The organism is Mesorhizobium sp. WSM4904 (assembly GCF_029674545.1).
Lineage (GTDB): Bacteria > Pseudomonadota > Alphaproteobacteria > Rhizobiales > Rhizobiaceae > Mesorhizobium.
On sequence record NZ_CP121354.1, the window covers coordinates 6,263,421 to 6,277,575 of the forward strand.

The following is a 14,155-nucleotide window of genomic DNA, read 5'->3' on the forward strand; positions in this document are numbered from 1 at the left end:
CTCCTCGAGGGGAGGGCAATCGCATAAGGCGCTCCCCCTCACCCAGCCTCCGCTTCGCTCGGCTGACCTCTCCCCGAGGGGAGAGGAGATTGCCGGCGTCAGCGCCAGTCTCTTCTCCCCACGGGGAGAAGGTGGCCGCGAAGCGGCCGGATGAGGGGGCAGCGCCGGACGATTTAATTGCCTACAGCCGACATTTTCGCCGCGATATCGCGCAAGAGCGCCTCATCTGCCGCATCACGGGCCTTCTTCGAAGCAACAAGACAGGCCTGCGAGTTCAGGATCACGCCATCGCCCAGCACCTTGAGGTGGTTGGCGCGCAAGGTCGAGCCGGTGGTGGTGATGTCGACGATGACATCGGCCAGACCCGCCGCCGGCGCGCCTTCCGTCGCGCCGAGGCTTTCGACGATGCGGTAGACCTGGATGCCGTGCTTAAGCGAAAAGAACTGCTGTGTCAGCCGCCAGTATTTGGTGGCAATCCTGAGGCGTCGGCCATGGCGCTGGCGGAAATCGGCGGCAACGTCGTCGAGGTCGGTCATGGTCTCGACATCGAGCCAGATGTCCGGCACCGCCACAACGACATCGGCATGGCCGAAGCCGAGGCGGGCGACGATCTCGGCGCGCGCTTCCCAATCGGCGAGGTTCTCGCGCAAAAGGTCCTCGCCGGTGATGCCGAGATCGACCGTGCCCTGACCGATCTCGCCGGCGATTTCGGACGCCGACAGGAAGGCCACCTCGACATTATCGAGGCCATCGATGCGGGCGCGGTATTTGCGATCGTCTTGCGGCAAGGTCACCGCCAGACCGGCCTTGGCTAGGACTTCCAGCGACTGTTCCTTGAGACGGCCTTTCGACGGGATCGCCAGCGTGATCATTTGGCGCTCTCCCGCAAGGCCTCGATGCGGTCGAGCCACACCGAGAAGCCGACGCCGGGGATCGGCTTCTTCGCGCCGAGCAGCGTCAGCAGCCTGTCGTAGCGGCCGCCGCCGACCAGCGGGCGATCGGCATCAGCTGCGGCGATCTCGAAAACGAGCCCGGTGTAGTAATCGAGCGGACGGCCGAAGGCGGCGTCGTAGCGGATTGCCGCCATCGGCAGGCCATGCGCCTCGATCGCCTCGGCGCGGGCGGCGAAATTCTCCAGCGCCGCGCCCAGCGACAGGCCGGCATCGTCCGCGAATTTTTCCAGCGCCTTCGTGGCGCCGCTCAGCGCGACATCGATCTCGAGAAAGCCCTTCAGCGCCGAGAAGGCCTCGTCTGAGAGCCGCACGCTGCGCAGCTGCGCCTTCTCGATCAGCCGCCGCGCTATGTCGGCGGGCGCGCGGCCGGACGAAGCGGACAGGCCGGCCTTCTCCATGCCGGCGGCGATATGCTCGGCAAGCCCGTCCGCATCGCCGTCGAGCACCAGCAAGGCGATGGAGCCGGAGAGCTGGCTGTTGCGCGGCGGATTGGCGAGATCGGCGAGCGCCGCTTCCAGCATCGGCGCCGAGCCGAAGGCGCGCGCCAGCCGCATGCGCCAGCCGCGCGGCAGGCCGAGCGCTGCCAGCACGGCCTCGAAGACCGTCTGGTCGCCGAGCGTGACGGCGAGTTGCTGGCCGGGCAGCACCAGCGAGAGCAGCGCATGCGCGTCGGCCAGCGAGCGGGCGTCGGCCGCGGCCGTGTCGCGGTCGCCGAGATCCTCGATGCCGGCCTGGAAGAACTCGTTGTCGCCCTCGCGGCGCTGGCGGAACACCTCGCCGAGATAGGAATAACGGCGCGGCGTGCCGGCCTGGCTGGCGATGTGGTCGAGGCAGACGGGGATGGTGAATTCTGGCCTGAGACAGAGCGTCTTGCCGGTCTCGCTCTCGGTGAGGAAGATGCGGCGGCGCAGGTCCTCGCCCGCCATGTCGAGGAACGGATCGGCCGGCTGCAGCACGGCGACTTCGACGGCGTGCGTGTCGCGCTCTGCGAAGAGTTTTGTGATGTCGGCGGCGATGGCGGGGTAGCGGGAGGTCATAAAGCGCCATCTCCCCTTCTCCCCTTGTGGGAGAAGGTGGATCGGCGCGCAGCGCCGAGACGGATGAGGGGTGTTGGACGGAATGAGACGCCGGCGTTCCCTGGAACACCCCTCATCCGACCGAGCTTCGCTCGGCCACCTTCCCCCACAAGGGGGGAAGGGAAGGTCGGCGCCCTACTTCCCACGTGCCCGCTCCTCGGCCTGCGCCGCCAGGATCTTCCTTACCTCGGCGACCAGCTCGCCCTCCGCCACAGTCACCTGGGCGGGCCGCGCGGCGCGCCATTCGGCGTTGTCGGTGATCTCGGCCGACAGGCGCGCGCCTTCGATCAGGTCCTTGATCTGCACCTCGCCCTTGGCGCGCTCGTCGCCGCCTTGGATGACGGCGATCGGGCTGCCGCGGCGGTCGGCATATTTCAACTGCGCCTTCATGCCGGCGCCGCCGAGATACATTTCGGAGCGGATGCCGGCGGCGCGCAGGTCGGCGACCATCTTCTGGTAACGGCCGAGGCTTTCAATGTCCTTGTCCATGACCAGCACGACTACCGGGGCGACGACATCGGAGGTGTCGAGCTTGCCGAGGTTCTTCAGCGCCGTCATCAGCCGGGAGACCCCGATCGAGAAGCCGGTCGCCGGCACCGGCTCGCCGCGGAAGCGTGAGACCAGCCCGTCATAACGGCCGCCGCCGCCGACCGAACCGAAACGCACGATCTGGCCGTCCTCATTGGGGATCTCGGCCAGAAGCTCGGCTTCGAAAACGGGGCCGGTGTAATATTCGAGACCGCGCACGACGGAGGGAGCGATGAAAACACGATCTCCATATCCTGCCGCATTGATCATCGACGCAATTTGATCAAGCTCGACAAAGCCTTGTTCAGCGATTTCAGAATCGCCCACCAGTTTCTCAATGGCTTGGAGAGTTGCTGAAGCGCCATCGCCTTGGGCAGCCATCAGTTTTAGGATTGAACTCGCCTGGCCCTCATTCAGGCCGGCACCTTTGGTAAAATCGCCGCTTTCATCGAGCCGCCCACCTTGAAGTAGCAAGCTCACACCGGCCAGGCCGATTTTGTCCAGCTTGTCGATAGCGCGCAGTACCGTCAGCCGCCGGCCGGCATTCTGGTCGCCGCCGAGGCCGATCGCTTCCAGCACGCCATCAAGCACTTTGCGGTTGTTGACGCGAATGGCATAATCGCCACGCTTGATGCCGAGCGCTTCCATGACATCGGCCATCATCATCGCCATCTCGGCGTCAGCGGCCACGCTCGCCGTGCCGATGGTGTCGGCGTCGAACTGCATGAATTGGCGGAAGCGGCCGGGACCGGGCTTTTCGTTGCGGAACACCCAGCCGGAGCGGTAGCTGCGATAGGGTTTCGGCAGGCGGTCGTAATTCTCGGCGACGAAGCGCGCCGTCGGCGCGGTGAGATCATAGCGCAGCGACAGCCACTGGTCGTCGTCGTCCTGGAAGGAGAAGACGCCTTCGTTCGGCCGGTCCTGGTCGGGCAGGAATTTGCCCAGCGCATCGGTGTATTCGATCATCGGCTGGTCGACCGGCTCGAAACCATAAAGCTCATAGACCGAGCGGATGGTCGCCATCATCTTCTCGACGGCGCGGATGTCTTCGGCGCCGCGGTCGGCAAAACCGCGCGGCAGCCGCGCTTTCGTCTTTTCCGGTTTGTCGGCCATAGGTTGGTCTTTTCGCTAAGTAAACGCTGACTTATCTGGAGCGGGCGTGTCCTAACCCATGCCAAGTGGTGCGGCAAGCGTTTGCAGACCCACAGGAATAGTTCGATAGTTTGCAGGCGCCGCGCCGCCCCTCATCCGCCTGCCGGCACCTTCTCCCCGTATAGTGACGGGGAGAAGGAGGAGCTTCGGCGCCGGCGCGACAGCTCCAGCGTTGGTGATTAGCGAAAACCGCGGCGGCAGCGTCCTTCTCCCCGTCACTATACGGGGAGAAGTGCCCGGCAGGGCGATGAGGGGCGGCGCCGACTAACAAAGAAATAAACTTCAATATCCCACCCTTACAGGGTTGAGGGCCTTTAAGAACTTCGAAACAATCAGCGCAAAAACGAAACAATTCCGCCATCGGCGCGGCATGCTGCCGACACAATCGAAGACGATAAAACGCGCCGAAACAAGGGTTTCGGGCCATGACCACGGCTGAACACATTATCGCGGGCGACGCGCCCACCACCAGGCTGAGGCCGGCTGCAGGCACGCCCAAGCCGGCGCAGCAGCCGGCCGGGCCGTTCGAGGTCGCGGCGGAAGCGCAAAAGCCGACGGTGCGCGACGCGCTGGTGACCGGACTGCTGGTGATCTACCCAGCCCTCGCAGCGGTCGCGGCCATCATTGCCGGCCTGTTCTTGGCGGGCGCGAACGGCGCCTGAGCTTTCCCCACCCTCCCCCTTGTGGGAAGGTCGACGCGCAGCGTCGGGGTTGGGGTCGCTAAGACGTCCTTTTACCCCCACCCGCGCCTTCGGCGCGACCTCCCCACAAGAGGGAGGTAGAGGTGACGCTACTTCGGCCTTTTAAACCGCTTCCTTTCCTTCTCCACCTCTGCCCGGCACACACAGCCTTCGAGATGGTCGTTGACCAGCCCCATCGCCTGCATGAAGGCGTAGACCGTGGTCGGGCCGACAAAGCTCCAGCCGCGCTTCTTCAGCTCTTTCGAGATCCTGACCGAAACCGCCGTCGTCGGATTGGCGCGCAGATGCGCAAGGTCGATGACCGACGGCCGCTCGTCGGGGCCTGGCTCGAACTTCCAGAACCAGGCGGCCAGCGAGCCGGCCTCGTCGGCAAGCTCACGGGCACGCTTGGCGTTGTTGATGGTCGAGACGATCTTGCCGCGATGGCGGATGATGCCGGCATTGCCGAGCAGGCGTTCGACGTCCTGGTCGGTGAAGCGCGCCACCTTGTCGAAGTCGAAATTGGCGAAAGCCTCGCGGAAATTCTCGCGCTTGCGCAGGATGGTGAGCCATGACAGACCCGACTGGAAGCCTTCCAGACAGATCTTCTCGAACAGGCGGCGATCGTCCGCCACCGGCCGGCCCCACTCATGATCGTGATAGTGCAGGTAATCCGGCAGATTGCCATGCCAGAAGCAGCGCGCGATACCGTCGGGGCCGTCGAGCAGGCCGGCATTTTCTTGTCCCATCGCCACAAATCCGTTCGTTAATGCGCACAAGCGCCCATTTTACCGTGGCTTTACCAGATTCCTGAACCGGCCGGTAACCACACCAAAAAGTTTACTGACAAGTCGGCATTTTACGCATTCCGATTCATGTTTTGCTTGCCGCTCCGCGCCAAGGATCGCCACGCCGAGGGCCTGCCCGCCTTCGGACGAGTTCGACGATCAAGGTGCGTTCCGATGAAGACAGCGTTCACTTTCGTGCTCGGCGCGGCCGCGGTGCTTGCCGCCGGCGCGACGACCTCTTTCGCCAATGACCGTTATGCCGACAGGCCGCCGGTGATGGTGAGCCCCGATCTTTCGGCACCCTGGGTGCTGCAGCTCGGCCATGCGCCGGGCATCGTGCGTCCGACCCGGCAGGCGACGCAACAGCCGCTGCGGCGGCTTTTCCAGGCGCAGCCCGACCGGCAGCGCACCGCGGCCGTGCAGCAGCCGGCCAAGCGCATGGTGATGCGGCCACAGATCAACCCGATCTACCTGCCGCAGGAAGTGGCGTACGACGGCCCGCAGAAACCCGGCACCATCGTCATCGATACCAAGCAGAACTTTCTCTTCCTGATCGAAAAGGACGGCAAGGCGCGGCGTTATGGCGTCGGCACCGGCAAGCCCGGTTTCGAATGGTCGGGCACGCACAAGATCACCGACAAGAGGGTGTGGCCGGACTGGCGCCCGCCGGCGGCGATGATCGCCCGCGAGGCGGCGAAGGGCCGCTACCTGCCGACCTATCTCGCCGGCGGCATCGAGAATCCGCTTGGCGCGCGTGCGCTCTATCTCGGCACCACCGAATACCGCATCCACGGCACCAACCAGCCCTGGACGATCGGCGGCGCGGTGTCGTCGGGCTGCATCCGCATGCGCAACGAGGACGTCGTCGACCTCTACGAGCGCGTGAATGTCGGAACGACCGTCGAGGTGATATAGTGACTGCGAATCAGCCGGTTAGCAGGGCCGTGTATTTTTGGCGGATGCTGTTGCCCTCAGGCCATAGCGCACTTTTGGGGAACGTGCTTAGACTGGCAGCGAGTTAACGGGGGACGGGCCGTGTGGGGATACGGCCAGTCACGAAAGGGCAGCACGGGAAACCGCGCTGCCCTTTTCGTTCCGCACCGGGTCGCCCCGGAAGCAGCCCGTTTCGCTTTCGGGGCTGATTTCCCGGCGGTCCTCTGCTATTGCAGCGCACAAATCTTGGTTTCACGCAGTTCCGGACGGAAAACGGCCTTTCCTGGAATTGCTCCAGAGGGCAGAGGTGCCAGCCATGACCCGGTCCGACGACAGCCGCTATTTGAGAGGCGGTCCGGTCGCCCAGCGCATCATCGCTTCCGTGCGCGATGACGCGGCAATCGCCGCCGCGGAAGGTTTTCCGCCGAAGCTTGTCTCGATCACCGTCGGCGATATTGCCGCGGTCGATGTCTATGTGCGCAACCAGCGCGCCAAGGCCGAGCTTGCCGGCATCGGCTTCGAGGAACGGCGTTTTGCCGCCGACACCACGGCGGGCGAGCTGGAAGCCGCCATCCACGGCCTCAACGCGGATCCGCGCGTCACCGGCATCATCATCCAGCGGCCCGTGCCCGCGCATATCCCGATCAAGACGCTGCAGGCGGCGGTGCATCCGCTGAAGGACGTCGAGGGCATGCATCCGGCCTCGATCGGCAACATCGTCTACAACCAGCTCGATCTGGCGCCCTGCACGGCGGCCGCCTCGGTCGAGCTGCTGAAGGAGACCGGCCTCGATCTCAAAGGCCTCGAGGTGGTCGTCGTCGGCCATTCCGAGATCGTCGGCAAGCCGATCGCCTTCCTTTTGATGAGCGAGGGCGCGACGGTGACGGTCTGCCATCACATGACGCGTTCGGTGGCGGCACATGCGCGGCGTGCGGACGCACTGTTCGTCGCCGTCGGCAGGCCGCGGCTGATCAAGACCGAGATGGTGAAGCCAGGAGCCTGCGTCATCGACATCGGCATCAATTCGGAAATCGGCCCGGACGGCGAAAGCCGCATCGTCGGCGACGTCGACACGGAGAGCGTCAAGGAGGTCGCCTCCTGGATCACGCCGGTGCCGGGCGGTGTCGGCCCGCTCACGGTCGCGATCCTGCTGCGCAACACCATGGTGGCGCTCAACCGCCAGCGGGCGCTCTACCGCGCGACCTATGGCGTGGCGGACCAACTCGCGGCGGAGTAGGCGAGGTACGCCGAGGCCAATCGCTTCAGCTAAAGGCCGTTTCCAGCTTTTTTGCTGACGCCAATTGTCGAAGCTGGCGCCGCCCCTCATCGCCCTGCCGGGCACTTCTCCCGTATAGTGACGGGGAGAAGGGGCTGGCCGCAACGGCAGCGACCCCCTTGCAACGCTGGTGATTGGCGAAATCGGCGATGACAGCGCCCCTCTCCCCGTCACTATATACGGGGAGAGGATGCCGCCAGGCAGGTGAGGGGCAGCGCCGGCAGTCCGAAGAATCATCTGGCCAAGTCGAACCCTCGAGGAACTGCATCACTCTGCCGCGACTAGCTTTCCCTCCGAAAGACCTTCAGGCTTCGGGCCGCCATAGGCCCAGTCGAGCAGTTTTATCGTATGCACCACGGGCAGCCTGGCGGCGGACGCGATCTGGGTGATGCAGCCGATATTGCCGGTGGCGACAACTGAAGCGCCCGTCGCCTCGATATTCTGGACCTTGCGGTCGCGAAGCTTCGCCGAAATCTCGGACTGCAGGATGTTGTAGGTGCCGGCCGAGCCGCAGCAGAGATGCCCTTCGCGCGGCTCGCGCACGATAAAGCCCGCCTTGGCCAGCAGCTCCCTCGGCTGGCGGGTGATCTTCTGGCCATGCTGCATCGAGCAGGCCGAATGATAGGCGACGATCGTGCCCGGTTTGCGCACAGGTTCGGGCAGGTCGAGAGCGGCGAGATACTCGGTGATGTCCTTAGCGAGCGTCGAGACGCGCGCGGCCTTTTCCGCATAGGCCGGGTCGAGGCGCAGCATGAAGCCGTAATCCTTGATCGTGGTGCCGCAGCCGGACGCCGTGATGATGATGGCGTCGAGCCCGCCCTGCTCGACGGCGCGCGTCCAGACGTCGACGTTCTGCCTGGCCGAGGCAAGCGCCTGATCCTCGCGGCCCATGTGATGGACGAGCGCGCCGCAGCAGCCCTCGCCTTCCGGCACCACGACCTCGACGCCGAGCCTTGTCAGCAGCGAGATCGTCGCCTCGTTGATGGCAGGATCGAGCACCGACTGCGCGCAGCCGGTGAGGATGGCGACGCGGCCGCGCTTCGCACCTTGACGGGCATGCACGCCGGGCGAAGCCATCGGCGATGCCGGCGGGATAGACGACGGCGCGAGTTTCAGCATTGCCGCGACCGGCTTCAGTGCCGGCAGTGTTTCGAACAGGCCGATGAAAGGCCTGCCGAGCCCGGCCAGTCTCAGCGCGGCGCGGAGGCGGCCCGGATAAGGCAGCACGAAGGCCAACATGGCGCGCGTCAGCCGGTCGAGCAGCGGTCGCTTGTAGGTCTTGTGGATATGGCCTCGGGCGTGATCGACGAGATGCATGTAGTTGACGCCCGAGGGGCATGTCGTCATGCAGGCAAGGCAGGACAGGCAGCGGTCGATATGGGTGACGATCTCCTTGTCCGCCGGCCGTCCGTTCTCCAGCATGTCCTTGATGAGATAAATGCGGCCGCGCGGCGAATCGAGCTCGTTGCCCAATGTCACATAGGTCGGACAGGTGGCGGTGCAGAAGCCGCAATGCACGCATTTGCGCAGGATCTTTTCCGATTCCGCGACATGCGGATCGGCAAGCTGTGCGGCTGAGAAATTGGTCTGCACCGTGATGTCCTATTGTCCGAATAGCCAGCTTTGCGGGTTCCTGACCGGCTCGCCCCGCTGCAGCGCCTGCAGGCCGAGAATGCAGCGGACGATGAACCAGACGGCAACCGCAAACATCAGCAGGAAGCCGATCGCGAGCATCATCAGGACCACGGAGATCAACGCGTAGAGAAGGCCGATCCAGAAAGTCCTGATCAGGAATGTGTAGTGGCTTTCGACGAAGCCGCCCGCTTTGCCGCGGTTGATGTAGGCAAGCACGATGCCGACAATGCCGGTCACGCCGATGACGAGGCTGGCGAGGTAGAGAATGTAGATGACCAGCGCGTTGGTTTGGCCAGGCTCCAGCCAGCGGTCGGTCTGACGCGGGCCCGTGTCCGGGCCTGGATCGGTATTGCTCATGGTGCTGCTTCCTCCGTTGACCGAGGAAGAGTAGCAGAGCCGGCATCCGGCGCCATGCGGCCGGAGTTGAGAATATGCTTCGGATCGAACTCGGCCTTGAGCCTGGCCGACAGTGCCGCCAGATGCGGCGGCTGCGGCTCGAACACCGGCAAAGCGGCGCGATGCGAGGCCGCAGCGCGCACCAGCGTCGCGTGGCCGCCGCCATGTTTGCGGACAAGTCTGCGCAGCAGCTCGGCCTCCGGATCGTCCTCGCGCATCGAGAGCCACACCAGCCCGCCCTGCCAGTCATAGAAGGCATCGACGGCCGCATGCATGCGCAGCGCCATCACCATGTGATGCGCATGCGACGGTGCCATCGAGACGCGCCAGACCGGCCTCGCGCCGCCATCGGCGAAAGGCGCGCAATCGCGGATGTCGTGCCAGATGGCTTTCGAAGCCTCACCGGCAATTTCCTGCAGCGGACCGGCCTTGCCGAGCAGCGTCCGCAAGGCCTCGGTGCGATAGACGACCGACGGGCCAAAGCCTTCGACGCGCAGCAGCGTCGCGGCATCGCTGCCGAGATGGCCGGCGGCGACGCGCGCCGCGATCCGCTCCGGCAGATGGGCCGCGCTCGAGACTTCGGCGCTGGAGCCCAGCGCCAGCGCCATGGCGGCGACTGCGGCATCGTCGAGCAAACCGCGGATTGCCAGGGTCACCTCGGTCTCGGCAGCAGGCAGGACCTTGAAGGTGACATCGGTCAGCACGGCGAGCGTGCCCCAGCTTCCCGCCATCAGCTTGGAAAGATCGTAGCCGGTGACATTCTTGACGACGCGGCCGCCCGACTTGAAGGCCTCGCCGCGGCCCGAAACCGCCGATATGCCGAGGATATGGTCGCGCGCCGCACCCGCCTTGAGACGCCGCGGACCGGACAGGTTGGAAGCCAGCACGCCGCCGATGGTGCCGTTCTTGCCTCCTTGGCCCGGCTCGCCGCCGAGCAGCGGGCCGTAGTCCATCGGCTCGAAAGCGAATTGCTGGCCGTTTTCTGCGAGCAGCTTTTCGATTTCGGCGAGCGGCGTGCCGGCCTTGGCCGACAGCACCAGCTCGGCCGGTTCATAGAGGGTGACACCGGTGAGCTTCGACAGGTCGAGCGTGTGTTCGGTCTGCAGCGGACGGCCGATGCCGCGCTTGGAACCGTGGCCGAGGATTTCCAGCGGCGCTTCTTCGGCGGCCGCCCATTGGATGGTGGAGAGGACTTCGGCGGAAGTGGATGGGGTGAAGGTGGTCATGACGACGTAGCCATCTCGAAAGTGGATACGTCGAGTTCCTTCGCGCCCCCCTCTGTCCTGCCGGACATCTCCCCCACGAGGGGGGAGATTAGCGGCTCCGGCGCCCCGCTCAATCCTGCAACGTCGACAATTGGCGAAAGCCGCGATGACGGCCGATCTCCCCCCAAGTGGGGGAGATGTCCGGCAGGACAGAGGGGGGCGCGACAGAACGCCCACGTGCGAATTTGAGCCCTCATCAAAACCTCGGAATGTCCGGGAACGCCACCTGGCCGCGGTGCACATGCATGCGGCCGAGCTCGGCGCAGCGGCGGAGCTGCGGGAAGACCTTGCCGGGGTTGAGCAGATGGTTGGGGTCGAAGGCGCATTTGACCCGCATCTGCTGGTCGAGGTCGATCTGGTTGAACATCTCCGGCATCAGGTCGCGCTTCTCGACGCCGACGCCATGCTCGCCGGTCAAGACGCCGCCGACCTCGACGCAGAGGCGCAGGATGTCGGCGCCGAAACTCTCGGCCTTGTCGAGTTCGCCCGGCACATTGGCGTCGTAGAGGATCAGCGGATGCAGATTGCCGTCGCCGGCGTGGAAGACATTGGCAACGCCGAGCCCGTATTTCTCGGAAAGGTCGCGCATGCCGGCCAGCACCCGCGGCAGTTCCTTGCGCGGGATGGTGCCGTCCATGCAGTAATAGTCGGGCGAGATGCGGCCGACCGCAGGGAAGGCCGCCTTGCGGCCGGCCCAAAAACTCAGCCGCTCCTGCTCCGATTGCGAAATGCGGCAGGTGGTCGAGCCGTTGCGGTAAGCGATCGCCTCGACGAGACCGATCAGATGATCGACCTCGACGCTCGGTCCGTCGAGCTCGACGATAAGCAGCGCCTCGACATCGAGCGGATAACCGGCATGGACGAAATCTTCCGCCGCGTGGATCGCCGGCCGGTCCATCATCTCCATGCCGCCCGGGATGATGCCGGCGCCGATGATGTCGGCGACGCACTGGCCGCCCTCTTCGCTGGTCCGGAAGCCGATCAACAGCGCGCGCGCCGTCTCCGGCTTCTTCAGGATGCGCACGGTGACCTCGGTGACGACGCCGAGCAGGCCTTCCGAGCCGGTCATGACGCCGAGCAGGTCATAGCCTTCCTGGTCGAGATGGCTGCCGCCGAGCCGCACCACCTCGCCATTCATCAGCACCATCTCGATGCCCAGCACATTGTTGGCGGTGAGGCCGTATTTCAGGCAGTGCACGCCGCCGGAATTCTCCGCGATGTTGCCGCCGATCGAGCAGGCGATCTGGGAGGATGGATCGGGGGCGTAATAAAAGCCCTCCTGCTCGACGGCGGTGGTGATGCCGAGATTGGTAACGCCCGGCTGGGCGACGACGACGCGGTTGGGGTAGTCGATCGCCAGGATGCGGTTGAAGCGGCTCATCACGAGAAGCACTGCATCCTCGAGCGGCAGCGCACCGCCGGAGAGCGAGGTGCCGGAGCCGCGCGGCACGACGCGGATGTTACGCTCATTGCAGTATTTCACCACGCGCGACACCTGCGCCACCGTCTCCGGCAGCACCACCACCAGCGGCAATTGCCGGTAGGCAGTGAGGCCGTCGCTCTCGAAGGCGCGCATTTCGTTCGCCGTATCGACGACGCCCTCGCCCGGCACGATGATGCGCATGTCGGCGACGATCTCGGCGCGCCGACGCATCGTCTCGGCATCTGGCTTGGGCATGGCAAGGCCGGACATGGGCAGCCTCATCTGGCTTCACTGGTCAAAATCTTTTACCAGTGAAGCGCGGTCGTTGCAAACCCTGCTTTGGTCGGGATCGGGCGTGGACCATAGGTACGCACTTCCGCAGCGGCAATCTGCCGCTGGCGTTCTCCCCCCTTGAGGGGGAGATGGCCGCGAAGCGGCCAGAGGGGGTCGTCTCACGGAAATCGCCGAGGCCTGTCGTCGAGGAAGGCGCTGGCGCTTCACGCGAGGCGACCCCCTCTGTCGCCTTCGGCGACATCTCCCCCTCAAGGGGGGAGAGGTTACTCGCCCGGATGCTTGGCCGGCTCGGAGTGCAGCCGCCGCACGCGGCGCACGCCCCACCAGACGAGCAGGATGGCGACCGGCACCGAAGCCGCGCTGACGACTTCCGGCGCGAAAGCGTGACCGAAGACCGACGCGCCCTTGGCGACATAGCCGATGAGGCCGACGACATAATAGGAGACGGCGGCGACCGACAGGCCTTCGACGGTCTGCTGCAGGCGCAGTTGCAGCCTGGCGCGGTTGTTCATCGAGGCCAGCAGGTCGCGGTTCTGCTTCTCGACCTCGACATCGACCCAGGTGCGCAGCAGCGTGGTGGTGCGGGTGAGTTTTCGCGAAAGATTGGCCTGGCGCTCCTCCACCGAGCGGCAGGTTCGCATGGCCGGCGCCATGCGCCGCTGCAGGAAGCCCGCCCAAGTGTCGTAGCCCTGCACCGGCTCCTCCTCCAGCGCCCCCAGCCTCTCGGTGACGATGCCGTCATAGGCGCGGCTGGCGCCGAAACGGTAGAGGCTGGAGGCGGCATCGGCCTCCAGTTCGGCGGCGAGTTCGGTGAGGTCGGCGAGCAGCGTCTGGCTGTCGCGGGTCTCGGCCGCCTTCATTTCCAGCGTCGTCTGCGCCAGCCGGTCCTCGATGCGGCGGGCGCGACCGGACAATGTCAGCGCCAGCGGCAGGCCAAGCATGGCAAGCGTCCGGTAGGTCTCAATGTCGATCAGCCGCTGCGACAGCGCGCCGGTGCTGGCAGGCGTCAGGCTGCGATCGAGCACCAGAATGCGGGTCAGCCCATCGCCATCCTGGCGGAAATCGGTGACGATGGCCGCGGCACCGCGCTCGACCAGCGAATAGCAAAGGCTGGTCGGGTCGAAATCGGCGATCAGCTTCTCGCTCGCCGGCGTCCATTTGCGGATCTCGAGCCGGATGCCGGAGATCACCGTTCCCGGCGGCGAGAAGCCGTTGCCGAAGGGCGAATCCTCCTGGCCCCGGCCGTTTTCGGCCAGCGGCCCCTCCCAAAGGTAAGTCGAAAATTCCGTATGCCGTTCCCAGCGCAGCGTGCCCTTACCCCACTTCATGGCGTGATGGCGGGCGTAATGCTCGGGCGCGGCGATGCCGAGGCGCCGCGACAATTCGGACAGCACAGCATGATCGACGGCCGCGCCACCCTCGGTCATGAAGGAAAGCTGGATAAGCACGCGCGGCTTCTCGATCAGCGGATGCGGGCGGGCATGGACCTCGCCCAGCGCGCCGGGGCGTCCCTCATACGCCGGAAAACCCAAGACGCTGCCCTGGGCGCGCGGCTGGAATTCGAGGTTGGACGTCTCGTCCGACACGGTTGGCCCCCTGGTTTCGACCCTTCGTGCAATCGGGTTTTCTTGCGGCAATCGGCAAGGCACGTAAACAGCAAATTTGAGCAGCCGTCGATGCAACGGCGCGGCGCCAGAACCGACCGGGTCCGGTGAATTGGATAAATAATTTGACCAGTTGGCGACAGAGGCTTTAG

12 protein-coding genes are annotated in these 14,155 nt (G+C 65.3%); 3 read left to right on the forward strand and 9 right to left on the reverse strand.

Going from position 1 to position 14,155, the window contains the following annotated elements:
- Nucleotides 1-173: 173 nt before the first annotated feature.
- The 3 genes from hisG to hisS all read right to left on the reverse strand — a co-directional run bounded on the left by hisG (nt 174) and on the right by hisS (nt 3,670).
- Complete coding sequence (gene hisG / locus QAZ47_RS30335; RefSeq protein WP_278231831.1) at nt 174-872, reverse strand: ATP phosphoribosyltransferase; 699 nt, start codon at nt 870-872, stop codon at nt 174-176.
- Nucleotides 869-1,990, reverse strand: coding sequence for an ATP phosphoribosyltransferase regulatory subunit (locus QAZ47_RS30340; protein WP_278231832.1), 1,122 nt, complete (start codon nt 1,988-1,990; stop codon nt 869-871). The genes hisG and QAZ47_RS30340 overlap by 4 nt, the downstream gene beginning before the upstream one ends.
- A 174-nt stretch (nt 1,991-2,164) precedes the next feature.
- Complete coding sequence (gene hisS, locus QAZ47_RS30345) at nt 2,165-3,670, reverse strand: histidine--tRNA ligase (RefSeq protein ID WP_278231833.1); 1,506 nt, start codon at nt 3,668-3,670, stop codon at nt 2,165-2,167.
- A gap of 464 nt (nt 3,671-4,134) precedes the next feature.
- On the opposite strand from hisS, the gene QAZ47_RS30350 reads away from it, so the two are divergent.
- Nucleotides 4,135-4,371, forward strand: a complete 237-nt coding sequence (locus QAZ47_RS30350) for a hypothetical protein (protein ID WP_278231834.1) — start codon at nt 4,135-4,137, stop codon at nt 4,369-4,371.
- 128 nt (nt 4,372-4,499) lie between these two features.
- Here QAZ47_RS30350 and QAZ47_RS30355 read toward each other — a convergent pair whose 3' ends face one another.
- Nucleotides 4,500-5,138 carry a DNA-3-methyladenine glycosylase I gene (locus tag QAZ47_RS30355; protein WP_278204615.1) on the reverse strand — a complete coding sequence of 213 codons (639 nt, stop codon included), beginning with the start codon at nt 5,136-5,138 and terminating at the stop codon, nt 4,500-4,502.
- A gap of 213 nt (nt 5,139-5,351) precedes the next feature.
- Here QAZ47_RS30355 and QAZ47_RS30360 point away from each other — a divergent pair, with 213 nt between their 5' ends.
- The gene (locus QAZ47_RS30360) at nt 5,352-6,092 is read left to right on the forward strand and encodes a L,D-transpeptidase (RefSeq protein ID WP_278204616.1); all 741 of its coding nucleotides are present in this window, start codon (nt 5,352-5,354) and stop codon (nt 6,090-6,092) included.
- Between the two features lie 334 nt (nt 6,093-6,426).
- Nucleotides 6,427-7,347, forward strand: a complete 921-nt coding sequence (locus QAZ47_RS30365; protein ID WP_278231835.1) for a bifunctional 5,10-methylenetetrahydrofolate dehydrogenase/5,10-methenyltetrahydrofolate cyclohydrolase — start codon at nt 6,427-6,429, stop codon at nt 7,345-7,347.
- Between the two features lie 306 nt (nt 7,348-7,653).
- Here QAZ47_RS30365 and glcF read toward each other — a convergent pair whose 3' ends face one another.
- The 5 genes from glcF to QAZ47_RS30390 all read right to left on the reverse strand — a co-directional run bounded on the left by glcF (nt 7,654) and on the right by QAZ47_RS30390 (nt 13,985).
- Nucleotides 7,654-8,979 carry a glycolate oxidase subunit GlcF gene (gene glcF, locus QAZ47_RS30370; protein WP_278231836.1) on the reverse strand — a complete coding sequence of 442 codons (1,326 nt, stop codon included), beginning with the start codon at nt 8,977-8,979 and terminating at the stop codon, nt 7,654-7,656.
- 9 nt (nt 8,980-8,988) lie between these two features.
- Entirely contained in the window at nt 8,989-9,378 is a 390-nt protein-coding gene (locus QAZ47_RS30375; RefSeq protein ID WP_278231837.1) for a DUF4870 domain-containing protein, read from the reverse strand.
- Nucleotides 9,375-10,643 (reverse strand): glycolate oxidase subunit GlcE, encoded by a 1,269-nt coding sequence (glcE, locus tag QAZ47_RS30380; protein ID WP_278231838.1) that lies wholly within the window; start codon nt 10,641-10,643, stop codon nt 9,375-9,377. The genes QAZ47_RS30375 and glcE overlap by 4 nt, the downstream gene beginning before the upstream one ends.
- Nucleotides 10,644-10,878: 235 nt before the next feature.
- Nucleotides 10,879-12,375 (reverse strand): FAD-linked oxidase C-terminal domain-containing protein, encoded by a 1,497-nt coding sequence (locus QAZ47_RS30385; RefSeq protein WP_278231839.1) that lies wholly within the window; start codon nt 12,373-12,375, stop codon nt 10,879-10,881.
- Between the two features lie 287 nt (nt 12,376-12,662).
- Nucleotides 12,663-13,985 carry a DUF3422 family protein gene (locus tag QAZ47_RS30390; protein WP_278231840.1) on the reverse strand — a complete coding sequence of 441 codons (1,323 nt, stop codon included), beginning with the start codon at nt 13,983-13,985 and terminating at the stop codon, nt 12,663-12,665.
- Between the last annotated feature and the right edge of the window lie 170 nt (nt 13,986-14,155).